This is a genomic window from Paenibacillus sp. FSL H7-0331, from assembly GCF_001956045.1.
This window is the reverse complement of sequence record NZ_MRTH01000022.1, coordinates 18,430-36,079: the sequence shown is the minus strand read 5'-3', so window position 1 is coordinate 36,079 and position 17,650 is coordinate 18,430. Positions and strand designations below refer to the sequence as shown.

The 17,650-nt window shown below is 44.5% G+C and carries 15 protein-coding genes and 1 riboswitch; of the genes, 2 read left to right on the top strand and 13 right to left on the bottom strand.

Going from position 1 to position 17,650, the window contains the following annotated elements; genetic code table 11:
* Window positions 1-156: 156 nt before the first annotated feature.
* The 6 genes from BK127_RS26795 to BK127_RS26770 all read right to left on the bottom strand — a co-directional run bounded on the left by BK127_RS26795 (window position 157) and on the right by BK127_RS26770 (window position 6,513).
* The gene (locus BK127_RS26795) at window positions 157-753 is read right to left on the bottom strand and encodes a TetR/AcrR family transcriptional regulator (RefSeq protein ID WP_076234758.1); all 597 of its coding nucleotides are present in this window, start codon (window positions 751-753) and stop codon (window positions 157-159) included.
* 319 nt (window positions 754-1,072) lie between these two features.
* Window positions 1,073-2,053 carry an aldo/keto reductase gene (locus BK127_RS26790; protein WP_076234755.1) on the bottom strand — a complete coding sequence of 327 codons (981 nt, stop codon included), beginning with the start codon at window positions 2,051-2,053 and terminating at the stop codon, window positions 1,073-1,075.
* Window positions 2,054-2,123: 70 nt separating this feature from the next.
* Complete coding sequence (locus tag BK127_RS26785) at window positions 2,124-3,125, bottom strand: aldo/keto reductase (RefSeq protein ID WP_076234753.1); 1,002 nt, start codon at window positions 3,123-3,125, stop codon at window positions 2,124-2,126.
* A gap of 210 nt (window positions 3,126-3,335) precedes the next feature.
* Entirely contained in the window at window positions 3,336-4,130 is a 795-nt protein-coding gene (locus tag BK127_RS26780; RefSeq protein ID WP_076234750.1) for an SDR family NAD(P)-dependent oxidoreductase, read from the bottom strand.
* A 190-nt stretch (window positions 4,131-4,320) separates the two neighbouring features.
* Window positions 4,321-5,349 (bottom strand): helix-turn-helix transcriptional regulator, encoded by a 1,029-nt coding sequence (locus BK127_RS26775; protein WP_076234747.1) that lies wholly within the window; start codon window positions 5,347-5,349, stop codon window positions 4,321-4,323.
* Between the two features lie 81 nt (window positions 5,350-5,430).
* Window positions 5,431-6,513, bottom strand: coding sequence for an aminotransferase-like domain-containing protein (locus BK127_RS26770; protein ID WP_076234744.1), 1,083 nt, complete (start codon window positions 6,511-6,513; stop codon window positions 5,431-5,433).
* A gap of 198 nt (window positions 6,514-6,711) precedes the next feature.
* Here BK127_RS26770 and BK127_RS26765 point away from each other — a divergent pair, with 198 nt between their 5' ends.
* The gene (locus tag BK127_RS26765; RefSeq protein ID WP_076234742.1) at window positions 6,712-7,578 is read left to right on the top strand and encodes a DMT family transporter; all 867 of its coding nucleotides are present in this window, start codon (window positions 6,712-6,714) and stop codon (window positions 7,576-7,578) included.
* A gap of 97 nt (window positions 7,579-7,675) precedes the next feature.
* Here the strand turns inward: BK127_RS26765 and BK127_RS26760 are convergent, their stop codons facing one another.
* The 5 genes from BK127_RS26760 to BK127_RS26740 form a co-directional block, all read right to left on the bottom strand.
* Window positions 7,676-9,019 carry a sulfatase family protein gene (locus BK127_RS26760; protein WP_076234950.1) on the bottom strand — a complete coding sequence of 448 codons (1,344 nt, stop codon included), beginning with the start codon at window positions 9,017-9,019 and terminating at the stop codon, window positions 7,676-7,678.
* 66 nt (window positions 9,020-9,085) lie between these two features.
* Window positions 9,086-10,027: an ABC transporter permease gene (locus BK127_RS26755; RefSeq protein WP_256711464.1), complete on the bottom strand. Its 942-nt coding sequence runs from the start codon at window positions 10,025-10,027 to the stop codon at window positions 9,086-9,088.
* A 22-nt stretch (window positions 10,028-10,049) separates the two neighbouring features.
* Window positions 10,050-12,260 (bottom strand): helix-turn-helix domain-containing protein, encoded by a 2,211-nt coding sequence (locus BK127_RS26750; RefSeq protein ID WP_179097611.1) that lies wholly within the window; start codon window positions 12,258-12,260, stop codon window positions 10,050-10,052.
* A 122-nt stretch (window positions 12,261-12,382) separates the two neighbouring features.
* Complete coding sequence (locus BK127_RS26745; RefSeq protein ID WP_076234738.1) at window positions 12,383-13,933, bottom strand: extracellular solute-binding protein; 1,551 nt, start codon at window positions 13,931-13,933, stop codon at window positions 12,383-12,385.
* 31 nt (window positions 13,934-13,964) lie between these two features.
* Window positions 13,965-14,822, bottom strand: a complete 858-nt coding sequence (locus tag BK127_RS26740; RefSeq protein ID WP_076234736.1) for a carbohydrate ABC transporter permease — start codon at window positions 14,820-14,822, stop codon at window positions 13,965-13,967.
* A gap of 411 nt (window positions 14,823-15,233) precedes the next feature.
* Window positions 15,234-15,436: riboswitch (cobalamin riboswitch) on the top strand.
* Window positions 15,437-15,604: 168 nt separating this feature from the next.
* Between BK127_RS26740 and BK127_RS43905 the strand changes: the two genes are divergently transcribed.
* Entirely contained in the window at window positions 15,605-15,781 is a 177-nt protein-coding gene (locus BK127_RS43905) for a hypothetical protein (protein WP_179097610.1), read from the top strand.
* On the opposite strand, the gene BK127_RS26735 is transcribed toward BK127_RS43905, so the two are convergent.
* A complete protein-coding gene (locus BK127_RS26735; RefSeq protein WP_076234734.1) occupies window positions 15,772-16,260 on the bottom strand; it encodes an NUDIX domain-containing protein in 489 nt (162 codons plus the stop codon). The genes BK127_RS43905 and BK127_RS26735 overlap by 10 nt on opposite strands.
* Window positions 16,261-16,306: 46 nt before the next feature.
* Window positions 16,307-17,422, bottom strand: a complete 1,116-nt coding sequence (gene pabB / locus BK127_RS26730; RefSeq protein WP_076234731.1) for an aminodeoxychorismate synthase component I — start codon at window positions 17,420-17,422, stop codon at window positions 16,307-16,309.
* Between the last annotated feature and the right edge of the window lie 228 nt (window positions 17,423-17,650).

Genomic DNA, 17,650 nt, shown 5'->3' with positions numbered 1-17,650 from the left:
CGGACGATGCGGAGATTGCAGGACTGACTCCCGAAAAACATTTGTTGAATTCTATTTAAATACATTCCATGTAGTATATATTATGTGTCGTGTGGACAATCCGTCAAGGAAATAGTTGTAACCCGGGTATACGGATGTGCTTACGACGGCGTCGCTTCAAGACATCAGCTTGACCAAGCCTTTGATATGTGCTTGCGGGTCGGTACCTCCAAATAGAAGCGAAAAGACGGCATACCCTTCGTTAAATGCAATCACTTGCATGGCTATCAGACGGGCATCCTTATCCGGCGGGATCCATCCTTGCTCTTGCAAGGTGATCACTAAAGCCTCTATTCCTGCAATCCACTTACGATACTTCTCCTTAAGCATGCCGTGGACCTCGGGATCGTGTTTGGTTTGCTGGTAGAAATCGATCAGCACCACGATCCACTTATCGCCACCCTTTAACATTTGCTCAAGGCGTGTAAGCGTAATTGAAATCATTTCCTCGAGTGTTGTATCCGCAGGATTAAATTGTTTGGGAATATCGGTCCATCCGTTCGTTAATTGAAGTTGATAATCAAGCACATGCATGAATAACTGTTCTTTGCTTGTGAAATGACCGTAAAACGCACCCTTCGTATGCCCCGTTCGCGCGACGATATCTCCGAGCGTTGTAGCCGCATATCCTTTTTCCGAAAAACACTTCATACCTGCTTCGAGGAGCAACTGATAGGTAGCTTCTCTTTTCAACTGAAATTTATTTTTTGTCAACATGGCCACCTCGCTAGTATCAGGACTTAAAAAGAATCCCATCTATTATTGCCCAAAGATTATTATAACAATGGATCACGATTCCGTTAAGATCTGAATTCAGATCACTCAGAATCTCTCAATATATCACGAAGAATGATCTGCAAAGGGAACATTTTACTAATCGAAGAGTTTTAATAAAAAAGCGAAACAAGGAGCAGTTGCCACGGGCATACTGCTCCTTGTTTCACATAGATCACCATCAATTTATTAAGCTATCCTGCTTATTGTGCAAGCATCTTCTTATTGCTACACGGTCCGTTGCATCGCATCATCACAATTACTGAAAGCCAATTATCAGATGAGGCACATACGGCTCCTCTAACGACGCAATTTCATCGGATGTTAACGTAATCGAAAGAGCAGCTACCCCATCTTCGAGATGAGACATTTTCGTAGCGCCGATGATAGGAGCTGTTACCGGTTCTTTCTGCAGCAACCAGGCAAGCGCAATTTGCGCGCGGGGAACGCCGCGCTTTTCTGCAATTGCCGCAACCCGTTCTACGACCAGTCGATCGGTATTTGCAGTCGCATCGTATTGGGATTTCTGAATTTGATCGGTTTCGGAGCGATGGGTCGTTTCCTCCCAATCACGCGTCAATCTTCCTTTTGCAAGCGGGCTATACGGAATCACACCGATTTTTTCTACCTTGCAAAGCGGCAGCATCTCCCTCTCCTCTTCACGATATATGAGGTTCAAATGATTCTGCATAGATACAAACCGGGTCCATCCATGTTTCTCAGCTACATGTAACGCCTTCAGAAACTGCCATGCATACATGGCAGAAGCACCAATGTATCTTGCCTTACCAGCCTTCACAACATCATGCAAGGCTTCCATCGTTTCTTCAATAGGAGTATTGTAATCCCAACGGTGAATTTGGTACAGATCCACATAATCTGTTCCCAGTCGCTTCAGACTTTTATCAATTTCACTCATGATTGCCTTTCGGGAAAGTCCGGCACCGTTTGGACCTTCATGCATGCGGCCATGAACTTTTGTTGCGATAACAATTTCATCACGATTAGCATAATCTTTTAAAACCCGTCCAGTAATCTCCTCACTTGTTCCGTCAGCATACACATTTGCCGTATCAAAAAAATTGATACCAAGCTCTAGGGCTTTTTTAATAATCGGGCGACTGTGCTCTTCATCAAGTACCCAAGGATGATGCCACCGCTCTGCTACACCAAAGCTCATACAGCCAAGACAAAGCCTGGATACATCCAAGCCGGTATTTCCAAGTTTTACATATTGCATTTGATTGCTCCTCACTTTTCCATAGATTTAGTTTCATTCAAATAAGAACATTACATGCATGTCACTGTTATTAACTAAACTCTTGACGACGAGGCAATGAGAACCATAGCCCATCAAGCCATGCCAGTTCTTGTTCCGTTAACTCATTCATGTCGACAGCGCGCAAGCTCGCGTCCAATTGCTCTGGGCGACTTGCACCAATGATCGCGGAGGTGATTCCTGGTTGTTGTGTGACCCAACGGATGGCCGTCGTGACCGGATCATGATTGTGCTCTCGGCACCAGGATTGGTAGCGTTCAACAGCGTCAAATGACGCCTCTTGCCAATAACGCTCCCGATACAATAAACCTGCATTGTTCCCGAGCCCAAAACGAGTCCCCTCTTGGATACTCTCGTTTTTCCCATAGCGGCCAGTTAACATGCCACCCGCGAGAGGGTTGTAACTGATAATTCCAACACCCTCGTCAAGTGCCATCGGAACCAAATCATCCTCAATCATCCGAAACAAAAGATTATAGCGCGGCTGAACACTCACAATACGAGTGTAATTTTTTCTCTCCGCAATTCCATTTGCCCTCGCCACTTGCCAAGCACGCCAATTCGATACACCAATGTAACGAACTTTGCCTTGACCAACGAGATCATCAAACGCGCGCAAAGTTTCATCCATGGGTGTGATTGGGTCAAATTGGTGCGTTTGATAGAGGTCAAGATAGTCCGTTTTTAGGCGGCGAAGACTATCCTCTACAGCGGTCATGATATGTTTCCGACTCAACCCCTTATCATTTGCCTCAGGTCCCATCGCGCCAAAACATTTTGTTGCGAGAACAACTCTATCTCGTTTGCCCTGCAGCCATTCTCCGATAATCGACTCCGTTGCACCCGCGATTGCATACGATGCCCGCCCAATTGGATACACATCGGCTGTGTCGATAAAATTCACTCCATGAGCAAAGGTTTTATCGAGAATTTCGAAACAGGTCTTTTTGTCCGCCTGATTGCCAAACGTCATCGTTCCCAAACAAAGATTTGTCACTTGTAAACCCGTTCTTCCAAGCGGATGAATTTTCATCACAACTTCCCTCTCTCAAGCATTGTTTAATAGCCTTTCCCTAACTCATGTTAGTGTTAAAGGGTGTAACCTTATTATGCAATAAATGAATAAACGACCGTTATCTCATTTGTCTTAATTGATTGCCTAATCCTCTCAATACCTTAGTACGGATACAAATATAAGAACCTTGAGTTTAAATTCAAGGTTCTTTGAGAAGGTGATATGCTTTTAATAAATAGTCGGTACCATTCCCCCATCCATACGGATTGGAGAACCTTTAAATGCGGATGCATAAGGACTGCATACAAATGTAGTTAGTCTACCTATTTCAATAGGCTTGATAAATCGCTGTATTTCAGATTGAGGTAGGTTTGTAGTCATAAATTTTTTCTCTTTTTCTGAAAAAGTCATCTCTTCATTAGGGTACATACTCTCTATTATTTGATGCACATTTTCAGAGAGAGTTGGTCCTGGCATGATCGTATTGATTGTAACTTCTGTTCCTATTGTTAATTTAGATAAGCTTTTTGACAATGATAATAGCATAGATTTTGTCATACAATACTGAGGCATCAGTCCTGAAGGCATAATTGCTTCTTCACTCGCAATAAAAATAATGCGGCCATAATCATTTTTCAACATTTTAGGTAAATAAAATTTAGATAATCCATTTGCAGCAAGAACATTAGTACGGAAGTATTTGATCCATACTTCATCATCAACGTCCTCATATTGCATAATTTCATAAATACCCATGTTGTTTACTAAAATATCAATATTGGGGTATTTTTCTAATAAAGCTTCTCTTTGCCCAATATCCACAATATCTGCTGTAGCATTTTGAGGTGACGTAGCCGGGAACTCTGACTTAATTTCATTTACAGTTCGTTCTACCTCTTCATTATTTCGTCCATTAATGAGTACATTAACACCTTCTTTGGCAAGTTCAATGGCAATTGCTTTACCTATACCTTTCGTTGATCCTGTAACTAAAGCTGTTTTATTGTTTAATCCCATATCCATCCTACAGTTCTCCTTATCATTTACTTATAATGGCTATAAATAGTTAATATAAAAAACGTTCCTATTCTATTATCTTGTGCTCCGGGTAGTGATTATATTACCTTGTCTGGATGGATCCGTAACTAGCATATTACGCCAAAGTTCTTGTTGAACACGCCAAATAATAAAACTCAGTAAATAGTCGGCATTCCTAGCCATTTTCTGATATCGAGTTTGCACCTAAATGTTCAGTACGCCAATTTGAAGGCGTATCACCTTCCCAAAGGCGGAAGGCGCGGTAGAACGAGTTCTGGTCTTCATATCCAATCAAGAAAGCCACTTCTTTAATATCGAGTAAGGGGTCAGCTAAATACTCTCGTGCTTGCTCATGTCTAGCTTGTGCCAACAGCTGCTTGAAGCTCGTGTTTTCATCAGTTAGCCGGCGCTGCAAGGTACGATCGCTCATACCCAACTCCTTCGCGACACCCTGAATGTCGGGGCGCCCTCCTGTGAGGCTGCGTTTCATGATCCATTTGACCGTCTCGGTAATTGATCGGCTGCGCTGCTGTTCATTGAGCGATCGGTCCAGAACGGGAGTCAGTATCTCCAGCAACTCTTCGTTGTAGGAGACAAACGGGCGGTCCAGATCACTTCGATGTAGCGTCAATCGGTTACATGTTGCACCGATCCGGATAGGGCAGCCGAAGTAAGCTTCAAGGACTTGTACATCGCCCATTGATTGCGAAAATTCGACAAACCGTGCCGTCAAAGGTTGACCTGTGCCCCGGCGCCCAAGCTCCAGAAGACATGCCAGCGTAATACCAACCAGCATCGGCGGACCCGGTTGCTCCGTATGCAGCCATTCCAGTTCGATTGTACAGTGCTCGCCCTCCTCGGTAATACGTAAGCCTTCTGGGGGACACAGTTGTTTGTACCGAGCCATTCGGTTTAGAGCATCGCGGTAGTCACGAGCGTGGTAAGTCGCCAAGACGGTCGGTGGGTACTTCGCTGTTTCAAAGACAGTCGCAAGCTGGATAATTCCTTGGGCAGTGTCACCAATGAGATCGGAATAAGCTTGCCAGATCGCAAAATATTGCGCGGTGGTGACTACTTGTTCAGTAATAATGGTGAGCGGCAGTCGTGCTTTGCGAGCTACGTCGTGGGCTGCAATCCCTAACTGACTTAATCCTGCCCAAAATCCTGCCGGGATTTTAATACGGTCAGAGGTATGAGAATTCATACATAAGATCCTCCTTTAGCTGCTTACATATTCATTATTTTGGTTACGATTGGTTCTTATGGGACAGTTATTTAAATACCTTCATAACCGATAGAATGGCTTAGGAGATCTGCTTGTATACTGGGCACGCTCCAGTTCTTCGGCAATGATGCGAATGCCTTCTTCAATATCTTGCTCATCGGTCCGAATGATGCTAAGGCGCAGCAAGTTAAGCTTGGGGAAAGATGAAAGGAACTGCTTATCGGTTGCCAGTACATCAACGCCACGATTCTCCAACCGCTTGACCAAATCTTCTGTAGGAATGGAATCCGGAAGGTGTATTGAAGCGAAGAGCCCTCCGCAAGATTGAATGGTATATAAGCACTCTTTAGGTAATAATCGTTGTGAAATTTCCCTTAGATGTTTAATGCGATGATTGTACAAAGATTTCATTTGCTTTGCATGATGGGCATACATTCCAGACTTCATATAAATCTCAAGCACACCTTGAGAAAGCACTGAGGTGCTCAGATCCGCCGTATGTTTATGCCATTGGAGTAAAGGAATAAACGAATCTGGTACTGCGGCAGGAGTTCTTTCGATGCCGATTACGGTTTGCCTTTGTGTTTTAAGTGCAGCAAGCATTCCCCAGTAGGTTGGTTGCTCAACCAAAATGTTGATTTTTCCATTTGGAAAAGGCATCCCGGCTAGAAGATGAAGAGCTTGCTGAGCGCCTGAAAATATAAAAACTTGCTGTGCCGAAGGGAAAACCTGTTGCTGTTGAAAAAGCTTTACGATCTCCTGGCGCAAAGAAAGCAAACCCTGTGGATCGGGATAAGTGAATATGGACGCTTCAAATAATTCCATCGCTTTGTTCAAGCATTGACGAAAGTCGATTTGTGGTATCGACACGGGATCGGGAGCCGCTGATGCAAAATCGATTCGTTTTGTTTGCAGCAAGGGAAGAAGCGCTTCTTTGGCTACAACAAAATAACCACTCTTCGGACGTGAATAAATGAGATATTGATTTTCAAGTTCCTGATAAACACCAATAATTGTGTTGAGACTGCATCCGAATCTTTGGCTCTGCATACGGATGGAGGGCAGCTTCTGACCGGGTTTGATGAGACCATTGACTATGTCCGAACGTATGATTTGCTGAATGGTTTCCTTTTTATTTTTCATAAAAATGCCTCCAGTTTGAGTAGGTTGATCTACTATCTGTACCCTTACAGATGGATAAATGTTTAATATACATCGTATTTTGTATCTACTATAATACAAATAATCATACAGAAGTGTATTTTATAAATATTTTCGTACCTTGATATCTCAAAGCGTCGAGTGCATTTTTGTATTAAAATTTTTTTTGAGGTGATTGTAATGAACCAAACGACAAGCGGCTGGATTAATGGCTTCCTGGGCGTACTCATCTTCAGCGGCTCGCTGCCCGCAACGCGGTTGGCTGTGATGGATTTTGATCCGTTATTCCTCACCGTATGCCGTGCCGCCACTGCAGGGCTGTTAGCGGGGGGGCTTCTCCTCATATTCCGGGAGCAACGACCTGTCCGAAGCGACATCGTTCCGCTATTGTTAGTAGCACTCTGTGTGGTAGTAGGTTTCCCACTTCTGACAGCCTTGGCGCTTCGGTATGTCACATCTGCGCATGCAATTATCTACATTGGGCTTCTGCCGCTTTCGACGGCGATCTTCGGCGTACTGCGGGGTGGTGAACGCCCGCGACCAACCTTTTGGATCTTGTCAGCTGTAGGCAGCTCCCTTGTAGCAGGATTCGCCCTAGCACAAGGGGCTACATCGTCGCCGGTCGGTGATGCGTTAATGCTGGCTTCTATTATCGTGTGCGGTTACGGTTATGCGGAAGGGGCACGACTCTCACGGAGATTAGGGGGTTGGCAGGTGATCTCTTGGGCGCTCGTTCTGTCACTTCCCGTTATGTCACTGCTCTCGTTTTGTTACATGCCGGTTTCGTGGACAGGTATAAGTGGTTCCGCACTCTGGAGCCTTGCTTATGTCTCCCTGTTCAGCATGCTCATCGGCTTTGTATTCTGGTATCGTGGTCTTGCTCAGGGAGGTATAGCAGCGGTCGGGCAGTTACAACTCCTCCAGCCTTTCTTCGGCCTGCTACTTTCAGCTCTTGTTCTGCACGAGTCAATTGGTTGGCCTATCTTTATAGTAAATATCGGTGTCGTACTGTGCGTGGCGATCGCACGGCGATTCGCAACCAAATAGTTTTTAACGCCAGCATTCATTCCGTATGGTTGAACTATTTCTGACAAGCACAAAACTACTGTATCCGTTCAGATACAGTAGTTTTGTGTGTAACCGCCTACTCTTGTAAGGACACCCGGCGCTGCCCCATATCAACAGGGGGAGCATTAATGATTTGCGATTCAGCTTCTCCAGACTCTATCATACGTGCCACGAGCCGCTCCTTCAATCGGTCCGCCACCTGCCTGAATGACTCAACACCTACCAGATTGGTCAGTTCGTAAGGGTCCGCCTGTAAATCATATAGAAACTCTTCCTCATATACGTTAGCACGAGAATCTAACCAGCCATTTTTATCCGGCGCCTTCACACTGTATTTCCAGCGTTCAGTTCGTATGGCCCGCCCTACCTGCGACTCACTGATTTGTATAAACACTTCTCTTGGCCAATCCGCCTTCGCCTTGGAGCCTTGTATCAGGGATAGAACAGATCTACCCTGCATCTCCCGAGGTACCTTAATTCCCGCAGTATCCAGCAAAGTGGGAGGAATATCGATCAGGCTGACAAGCTCCGTAATGCGTCCGCCATTTTGGAAGCCAGGACCGCATATAGCCGTTGGGACCCGGATCGAGCTTTCATGGCAGGACCGCTTATATTCGCCGTTTCTCGTTTTAAAATGACTCCCGTGATCGGATGTGAATAAAATAATCGTACTCTCCGCCATATTTAAGCTCTTCAAGGCATCCATTAACCGACCGAGTGCATCATCCAGCCGTCTGACCATACCGTAGTAACCGTCAAGGTGCTGATGGGCGGTCCCTCCAAGCGATGCCAAATCTGCAGGCATCCACTGACTGGCATACTTTCCTTGATAAACATCCGGCGCGGGGTAATCGTCCCTGTGATTCTGATGATGGGGCTCCAAAAAAGATATAAACATAAAGAATGGATCAGTCTGATGCTGATCGATATAACGGATAGCTGCATCGGTCAACGCGTCAACCCGATACCCTGGAAGCTTAACCGCCTCATTATCATTATTGTACACAACCGTATCATAAGCATCCGATGAAAACTCGAGGACATTCGAAGCGAGCCAATGTTGATATCCGCCCCTTTGCGCTTCGGGCACAGGCTCCTCTCCAGCCAGATGCCACTTCCCAAAATAGGCTGTTTGATAACCAGCCTCAGCAAAATGATGCGCCAACGTTGGTGTCCCCTCAGGGAGCGGAATACCATTACGATAACAGCCGGATGTTGTGGCATACAAACCTGTTTGCAGGCAGGAACGAGCGGGACCGCAGACGGGTTGGCATGTAAATGAATGGGCTATATGTGTCCCCGCAAGTGCCATCCGGTCAAAGTTAGGCGTCAAGTTAAGCGGGTTGCCATGTACCCCAGTCGTATCCCAACGCTGCTGATCCGTAAAAAAGACAATCACATTCGGTTGAGTTCTGTTCATACCTGCATCCTTTGAACTTCGTGAATTTCCCATCTAACAGCACACTCCTTTTCTGTATCGCAATCCTTACCATAAACCACTGCCTCCCATTCTCCGGGCAAGCCAGTTGGAGAACAGCAGCAGCAGCAGACCTACGACAGATTGGAACAATCCTGCGGCAGAGGCCAACGAGTACCTTCCCATCGTCAGACCGACACGATAAACATAAGTATCTAATATATCCGCCACACTATAAACCAACGGATTATACAGAATAAAAACTTGATCAAATCCGGCTGATAAGATGTGGCCTGTTCGCAGAATCAATAATATAACAATCGTATTGGCGATTGAGGGGATGGTGACGTATCTTACCAATTGGAAGCGGTTTGCTCCATCGATTCTTCCGGCTTCGTATAGCTCCGGGTTAATTCCAGCCATGGCTGCCAAATAAATAATCGTTCCCCATCCAGCCTCTTTCCATATACCAGACCAGACCAGCATCGAACGAAATTGCTCCGGCTGCATCACAGGTGATGATTGAACATCAAATAACGCTAATATACCTGTACTTGGGGATAGCAGAGTAAACATCATTCCGCCCAACACAACCCAGGAAAGAAAATGCGGAAAGTATACAATAGTCTGAATGAGCCGTTTGATACCATTACTGAACACCTCGTTGAGCAAAAGTGCCAGTATAATAGGCGCAGGGAATCCAAAGATCAGTTTGTAAAAGCTGATCATAATCGTATTACGGAACGCAATCCAGAAATCCTCCGTCTCAAACAAGATCCGAAACCATTTCACACCGGACCAAGTGCTATCCCACACACCGAGCGATATTTTATAATCCTTAAACGCAATTAGAATGCCGAGCATAGGAATATATTTGAAGACTAGAAAGTAAATCAATCCCGGAAGCAGCAGCAAATAGTAATATTTGTATTTAATCATCAGCTTCCACAGCATGGATTGGCATGGTGAAGCCACACCACCTGCAAGCGTATAAGCCTTGTGGCTCTTCATTCCAGTAACCTCCCGGATGTAATCATTCCTCAGACATTTGATGGTTTTTCCCATGTGATGGTTTCTTTTCCAGCAGCTTTTTCCGGTAATCCCCCGGAGTGATGCCCTCGTACTTTTTAAAGAAGCGAATAAAACTGTGGGCATCCTGATAGCCTACCAGTTGGCTTACTTCCTGCAGCGAGCAGCGCGATTCTCCCTTCAACAGTTCAATACTGCGTGAAATGCGATACCGGCTTAAATATTCGAGCGGTGGTTTACCTGTCTCGGCTTTGAATACCCTGCTTAAATAGTTGACGCTTAATCCAACATATTCCGCAATGTCCCCGATCGAGATGTTGCCTGCATAGTTCGTCTCGATAAAGTTAATCGCTTTAGCAATATAAAGACTGTAGCTTATTCCTTCCTGCTGCTGTTGCTGCAAGCGCTTGATCAACTCATGAATATAACGAGTAATGAATTGCTCCAACTCGACGTTGTTCGGACAACCGTCCAAATCCAAAAGATTCATCGAAATAGCGGTATCGTAGCCTTCCTGATAAAGCTCATTCATGACATTGCTGATCAGCATCAGAATCATTTCGAGCAATCGTTCCCGGGGGTATCTGCCGCTGTAAACATAATTCTCGAAAAACTCGGAGATGCAGCCATCCGCTTTCTCCTCATTCGTCGCCATAATGTAGTGCACAAGCTCTTTCTGAACCGCAAGGGGATATTCAAACCGGTTATCGCTTTCCATTTCCTGCATAAACGTAACATCCGATTTATTAAACAAGGCTTTACAGTTCAAGACACGTTTGGCCTCGGCATACGACTGATAGACGCTGTTCAACGATTCATAACTTCGGCCAATAGCAAATTGAAGTGATACCTGACATTGGAGCTGCAGCATTTCATTCGTTTCGTGCAGATACTGGGTAAGAAGTGCTTGGGTCGATTCCCCCATCTCCTCCTGCTCCAGATTAAGAATAAAACCGAATTGACCATGATCCAGCAGTGTGCCTGCTATTGGCAGCTTTTTCAACAGTGCAGTTTCAATGGTACTGAACGCAAGCAATCTCAAGCTGCTGTCCGGGATGTCTTCATCATTTTTAAAGTTTGGAACCGCCAGCAGAACAGCAAAATATTCATGTGGGAAGTGAACATTACTTTGCTGCAGCGCTGAAGGCATTGGCTTAAAATCCATAATATGGTTATTGAGAATGTCATAAATGAGTCGGGTTCGAATAATCGGTTTATTTTGCTCCATAGTGCGTTTGATTTCTTCATGTTCCCGAATCATTTTTTTCCACGGACGATACATATTCAAGGCAATCAAATAAGAGAGCGCCAATCCGAAGAGCATGACAATTGCTGCTGTCTGGATAATGGTCTGTTTTACGGCTCCCATTTCCTCTTGGTAGGTCTCATAGGGGACCGCCTTCACGAAAATCCATGAGTTAAACCGTGATTTTTCATAGCTTGTTACATATTTGGCAGTTCCGCTTGTGATCAGCTCAGAACCGGAAGAACCGTCAAAACGTCTATCCTTAAACAATTCGTTCATTTCCTTGCTACTGCCATACACCATACTTCCGGTTGCCCCGTTAATAATATAAACATCGTTTAAGGTCGAGTTTGTCAAATGAAGCAGCGTATCAAAAAACACATCTTTCTTGACGTTAATAATTAAATTGCCAAGTGCCTCTTTACTCGTAATCGGCAGCGGACGACTGAAGCTGATGACCTCAACCTCAGGGTCCATGCTGCGCTGGATGCGTCTGATTTCATAGTCGTTTGGCTCGGAACCCTGTTTCTTCATGCCTTCCAGCCATTGCCTGTCATAAAAATCAGATATACTATAAAAACCCTCGTTTGTCGTCAGCACCTTATCGTTTAATTTAAAATACAAATAAATTGAATAAAAAAGCGGGTTTGTTGAAATCTGGTTTCGCAGATTTTCCTTCAGCAAACTAAACTCATACATATCCGAACCGAACGGATTTACAAGCTTGGCATTCAGATCGGGAATCAAGGCCAGCTGCATCGCCAATCGATCAATATTGTCTACAACCATCCGGGTTTGGGTATACATGAAATCCAAATCGGTCTTGGCATTTTTCGCATATTCCTCCTGCTTCTGATTAGCCAGATGCAGATAGTAAAAAATACTGATAAAAGTGACCGAAAGGAGGATCATCACCGAATACGATAAAAAAATCTTTCCAAAGTAGGTTACACGTTTCTTTGAATCCATCAACATCCACTCCCCATACAAACCGGTTACAAGAACATGAAAGCGTTTTAAATTCTTTATGTTCTCCACCGTTGGAGAAATATCCTTCTTCATGAGCAATGGAGTTCTATAGAGTGAGTGATTTACTTCTTTTTCTTCCATTCCTCGTTGACCTGCTGTTCGATAGCTTTGCCGCCTTGGCTGTAGTATTTGGTCACAAACTCATCCCACTTGTCTACCGACCATGTCCCTGTAACAATTTTGGAATAATATTCCGACCACAGCTTAGGCAAATCCGGGTAGTCCAGCATAGCTTGGGTCGTTTTCCAAAATTGGTTTTTCACCGTGTATTTGTTAGTGACTTCCATCGCGGATGTTGCCTCTTCAGTCATCCATCGGCGGTCGACTACCTGTATAAAGCGGATAGGATTGGAAAAGCCTTGGGCATAAAGCTCCGAATAGGACGGAACCTTCATATCGATACGATTTTTGGCTTTGTCATACGTGTAATGCTCATTGTTCACACCATAAGTCACAAGTGGAAAGCCTTCCTCGGAAGCGGACCAATCAATTAATTTCATCAATTGCTCGGGATTTTTGGTTTTTGCAGAGATAGCCCTAATATCATTGTAGGCGGGTGCGTTTTCCGGCCACCCCAGCTTGCCCCCAGGCCCAGACGGAGGCATCAGGATTTGCAGATTACCATTCGGAATCGCTTTCTTCAACGCCAGATTGATCGGTTGCTTGGGATCAACATTAAAGGCACTGCCTTCGAAAATACCTACTTTCGATCCAATGACCTTCTCGTCCAGCTGCTTCTGTTCCATGATGACGAATTCAGGGTCGATCAGTCCTTCTTTGAACCACTTCTGCAATAGGGTTAACACCTCTTTTGTTTCCGGCAGTACCATCCCCTGTATTAACTTGCCGTCCCTTTCATGCCAGAAAGACGGATTAATGCCATATGCCCCAAAGATAGCTGCAAAGGGGGTCAGTTGAGGATTTCCTGGCTTGGCTGCGCTCAGTCCGTAAGTGTCTTTTTTACCGTTCTTATCCGGATCATTATTGGTAAACGCTTGCATAACCTTATAAAAATCATCCAACGTTTTCGGCTGCTTGAGCCCGAACTGATCCAGCCAATCCTGACGCACCGTAAAACCGCTAACATCCGGACCGTTGAAAGCTTCTGGACGGTATCCAACCGGCAGTCCATACACCTTGCCCTTGTATGTAAGAGCCTCCAGATCGGACTTCTTGATCAGCTTCGACATGTTAGGTGAGTTCTTGATCAAATCATCTAGTGGCATGATCAATCCTTCATCGGCAAATCGGGTTAGCGATGGGATGTCAACATTAAAGAAATCCGGCAATTCCCCAGAGGAAGCGAACAGATTTAATTTGGTATAATACTCGGTGCCGCTTGCCAGAGACACGTTAAAATCAATATTCTTTAACCCCGCTTTATCTAATGCGGCTAATACTTCTTTTTTTCCGCGACCTCCATCTGCAGGATACTCCGGTGATCCGAAGTTTCGGAATATTTTATATGTTTGTTTTGGGGCAGTTACCGTTTCCTTGCTGTCCTTCGTATTGGTTGGCTGCACAGCAGGCTGCTCAGTGCTATTCCCCGACGAGCATGCGGCAAGCGATGCTGTAATGACAACCGCTAATGAGCTCTTCCACGTGTATTTCATGAATATTCCCCCATATACATTTTGTTGTTAATCAGCTCTTGACCGAGCCCAGCATGGCGCCTTTTACAAAATACTTTTGCAGAAAAGGATATATACACAAAATGGGGACTAACGCTACGATGATCGTTGCCGCGATCACGGAGTCAACTGATGTGCCTGTTAACTCTCCCGTCATTCGTGCCGTTGCTTGACCGTTGATGACATCCCTCAGCATCAGCGGCAGCGTATATTTACTTTTATCGGTCAAATAAATTAAAGCCTGTAAATAATTGTTCCACAGGTTAACAGCCTCCCATAGCGCAACTGTCGCCAAAACCGGCTTGGAAAGCGGTATGACGATAGAAAAAAATATCCGTACCGGATTAGCCCCGTCAATCATAGCTGAATCCTCCAGCTCCGATGGGAGCGTTCGTAAGAAGCTCATAATGATAATGATGTTAAAAGCCGAAATTGCTGTAGGCCATATCAACGACCATAGAGAATTAATCAAGCCTAATTCCTTTACCAGCAAGTAAGTGGGAATCATTCCTCCGCTAAACAACATCGTGAACAAAACAAGCATCATGATCCATTTCTGCGCCGGCATTTCTCCTTTTGTCAGCGGATAGGACATCATGGCTGTCAAGAGAACACCGACTATCGTACCCACCGTCATCGTAAATATGCTGTTACCGTAAGCCGTCCATATGTACTCCGTCTGCAGTACCGTTGTGTAAGCCGCAAGCGTAAAGGATCTGGGCCAGAAAAAGGCACCCCCTCTCATCGCTTCTTCCATAGAACTTAGAGACAAGGACAACTCATGCCACAGTGGGTACACGGTAATCAACGCCACAAAAGTTAAAAAGATCAGGTTGATAACATCGAAGACTCCTCCTCTTGCATTTCTCAATTCTTTTCACCTCCTAAGGATTATTTGCGATGCTTCTTGAAATGACTGCCACGAGAGCGACTGATCCACATCGGAAGCATACGCTAATGTCTGATATCATGAATACGTTCTCATCTTTGCATATTACATACAAATGTAACAGAGGCAGTATGGGTCATTATGTGGATTTCCTTACTTTAAACAAAAATAGCTAAAAATTAACCATGATGTTTATTTTAATACATAATTATCGTGATAACACAGCACTTAATTCCGCCTTACGCATGCTTGGCAAGCTTATTTATGTATTTTCCTGATGTCATCACAATTACAATAATTATAAATAAATTACTTTATTTCCTAATAATATAAGAATTACGGAATCTTTGTGTGCCTCCACGAGTTGGGATATGATGGGTATTAGACATTCGTAATTGAATATTGGAAATAGGTGCTTACCTGCTGCAAGCGTGTACAGGCAAGCTTAAAAGGGAAGTTCGGTGTAAAACCGACGCGGTCCCGCCACTGTCATGGTTGAGTCACCGCAAGACGCCACTGGTTGAGTTTCAACCGGGAAGGCTGCTGGTGACGATGAGACCTATAGCCAGGAGACCTGCCTGTTTCAACAGCGCTGTTAAACCTACGGGAAATAGGGAGGTGTTAGACGATCCATCATTTAGCAAAATGAAGGTGTCTTCCCCTATGCTCGTTCTGGGGAGGACACCTTTTTAATTAGTTAATTGTGCTAATTTCTTTTTTTCTCCGGGTTTATAACAAGTCGAAATACGACAAGGAGGACTACAATGCGTTACGAATTGATTCATTTTTTGTCCCATGTGGAAGACGAACGAATCATAACCTCTTTCATTCAAAATTTCACTATTGAAGACTTGGAAGCCCTCATTTGTCATCTCGAATACACAGATCCTGCGACGCGTGAGCGTTGGCTGGATCTGTGTAACAAAACGCTTCACTTTTGAGCAAAATGATGATCCTTAATCCAATCGGACACAATCAAGAATACATTGTCTTTCATTAATGGACTAAATGTGGGGTCATTCATAAATTCTAACTGCTTTGGAATTGTATCTAGCAGCATGACCCCATTGGTTTCAAATCCGCTCGGCAACTCCCTAAGGACACTCACCTTTGAGATATAGATATTTTTCACAAATACTAGACGAGCCTGTTCAAAAATTAAATATTGTCCAATCCTTTCAATCGAATCGAGTTCTCCACCAGTCTCTTCATACATCTCTCTGATAACCGTTTGTGTAACAGATTCGCCTTCCTCCCTATTTCCTCCAGGTAGTTCCCAACCGCGACAATGATGTTTAACAAGAACCAATTTACCTTTATAGAAAGCGAAGATCAGCACACAATTAGCTTCTTCAATTAAACTTTTCTTCGTTAATATTATATTTTGATTGGGCAAAGCACCAAGAAACTCATAATTCATTGTTACCACCAACTTACTTTTTGTTAAAGACAGCCATTACTTATGCTTATGTTTGACTTCCAGACCGCTCATGCCGATATGTCAACACTCTGGATTTCGTTCTCATCTCATCATACTCGTCCTCAGCTGTTGAATCCCAGGTAATCCCTCCTCCTACTCCATACACAGCCAGCTGCGTATGCGTATCTACAAGAACTGTGCGGATGGCCACGTTAAACGTGATGCCCTCGCCCGGTACAGCGAGCCCAATGGAACCGCAATAAATATGGCGTGGCTCCTTTTCCAAGTATGAGATGATCTTCATGGTAGAAATTTTGGGTGCCCCGGTTATAGAACCACATGGGAACATGGCCTGGAATACATCGAACAGGGTGACCCCAGGTTTTGTATTGGCTTCTACGGTCGATGTCATTTGGTACAAAGTAGGATATTCCTCGATTTCAAATAGATGTGGAACCTTAATGGTACCTGTCTTAGCAATCCGACCTAGATCGTTCCGAAGGAGATCCACAATCATCACATTCTCAGTGCGGTTCTTCTCAGATTCGAACAAAGTTTGTTTGCTGCCCGTTATGGGAAGGGTACCTTTCATTGGCTTGGTACGAATGTGCTCTCCATTCCAGTGGAAGAAAAGCTCTGGTGAAACCGATAAGATCCGATAGCGCCCCACATTTAAATATGCAGAATAATTAGTTTGGACATCTCGCAAATCTTCGTAGTAGGCAAAATCATCTCCAGTAAACCTTGCCTTCAAACGCGTGGAATAGTTGACTTGGTACGTCTCTCCACGAGCAATCGCCGCATGAATGCTTTCAATGTTGTTTGTATACTCCACACGGTTCGTACCTGCACTCCAGTCTGAAACGGAGTACACCCCCTTCGGCGCTATGTCGACCTCTTCTACTGGCCTCTCATAAACACCAAACCACACTAAAGGAATCTCTGCATCAGGTTCACACACGCTAAAATGCCTCTCAAAAGCGGGTGCGCACTCATATGAGACATAACCGGCCACATAGAACTGCCCATCGATAGCCTCCTGTACCTTCTCAAAAATCCCACTGATCTCCTCCAATTTGTGGGTTTGCCAAATCTGCAGAGGCTTCTCAAATTTCATTCTTTTCTGATTAAAATCAATGATGATGGTTGGTTCATGCTTCATATCCTACCCTCCGCTTCTATTGCTTGTTAACCTTTTAATCTATGTCGGATTACAAGCCTTTGTAGGAGTCTAGCCCTTACGAGTATTCCCCCTTATAAAATAAAAAAGCATTCGATCCTAAGATCAAACACTTTGCCCAGGCGTACGGTGATATGAATATGTGCTCTCTCGTGGTTCAGTAGCTCATACCCGTAGCACATACGCACCCGGTCAAAGCCTGCTGCGTAC

Coding starts and splice junctions, on each gene's coding strand:
- BK127_RS26780 (WP_076234750.1), bottom strand. CDS start 4,130: ATGGATATGGGATTAAACAATAAAACAGCTTTAGTTACAGGATCAACG.
- BK127_RS26755 (WP_256711464.1), bottom strand. CDS start 10,027: ATGAAGAGCCACAAGGCTTATACGCTTGCAGGTGGTGTGGCTTCACCA.
- BK127_RS43905 (WP_179097610.1), top strand. CDS start 15,605: ATGCGTTACGAATTGATTCATTTTTTGTCCCATGTGGAAGACGAACGA.
- BK127_RS26790 (WP_076234755.1), bottom strand. CDS start 2,053: ATGCAATATGTAAAACTTGGAAATACCGGCTTGGATGTATCCAGGCTT.
- BK127_RS26770 (WP_076234744.1), bottom strand. CDS start 6,513: ATGAAAAATAAAAAGGAAACCATTCAGCAAATCATACGTTCGGACATA.
- BK127_RS26745 (WP_076234738.1), bottom strand. CDS start 13,933: ATGAAATACACGTGGAAGAGCTCATTAGCGGTTGTCATTACAGCATCG.
- BK127_RS26760 (WP_076234950.1), bottom strand. CDS start 9,019: ATGAACAGAACTCAACCGAATGTGATTGTCTTTTTTACGGATCAGCAG.
- BK127_RS26765 (WP_076234742.1), top strand. CDS start 6,712: ATGAACCAAACGACAAGCGGCTGGATTAATGGCTTCCTGGGCGTACTC.
- BK127_RS26785 (WP_076234753.1), bottom strand. CDS start 3,125: ATGAAAATTCATCCGCTTGGAAGAACGGGTTTACAAGTGACAAATCTT.
- BK127_RS26735 (WP_076234734.1), bottom strand. CDS start 16,260: ATGAATTATGAGTTTCTTGGTGCTTTGCCCAATCAAAATATAATATTA.
- BK127_RS26750 (WP_179097611.1), bottom strand. CDS start 12,260: ATGGATTCAAAGAAACGTGTAACCTACTTTGGAAAGATTTTTTTATCG.
- pabB (WP_076234731.1), bottom strand. CDS start 17,422: ATGAAGCATGAACCAACCATCATCATTGATTTTAATCAGAAAAGAATG.
- BK127_RS26775 (WP_076234747.1), bottom strand. CDS start 5,349: ATGAATTCTCATACCTCTGACCGTATTAAAATCCCGGCAGGATTTTGG.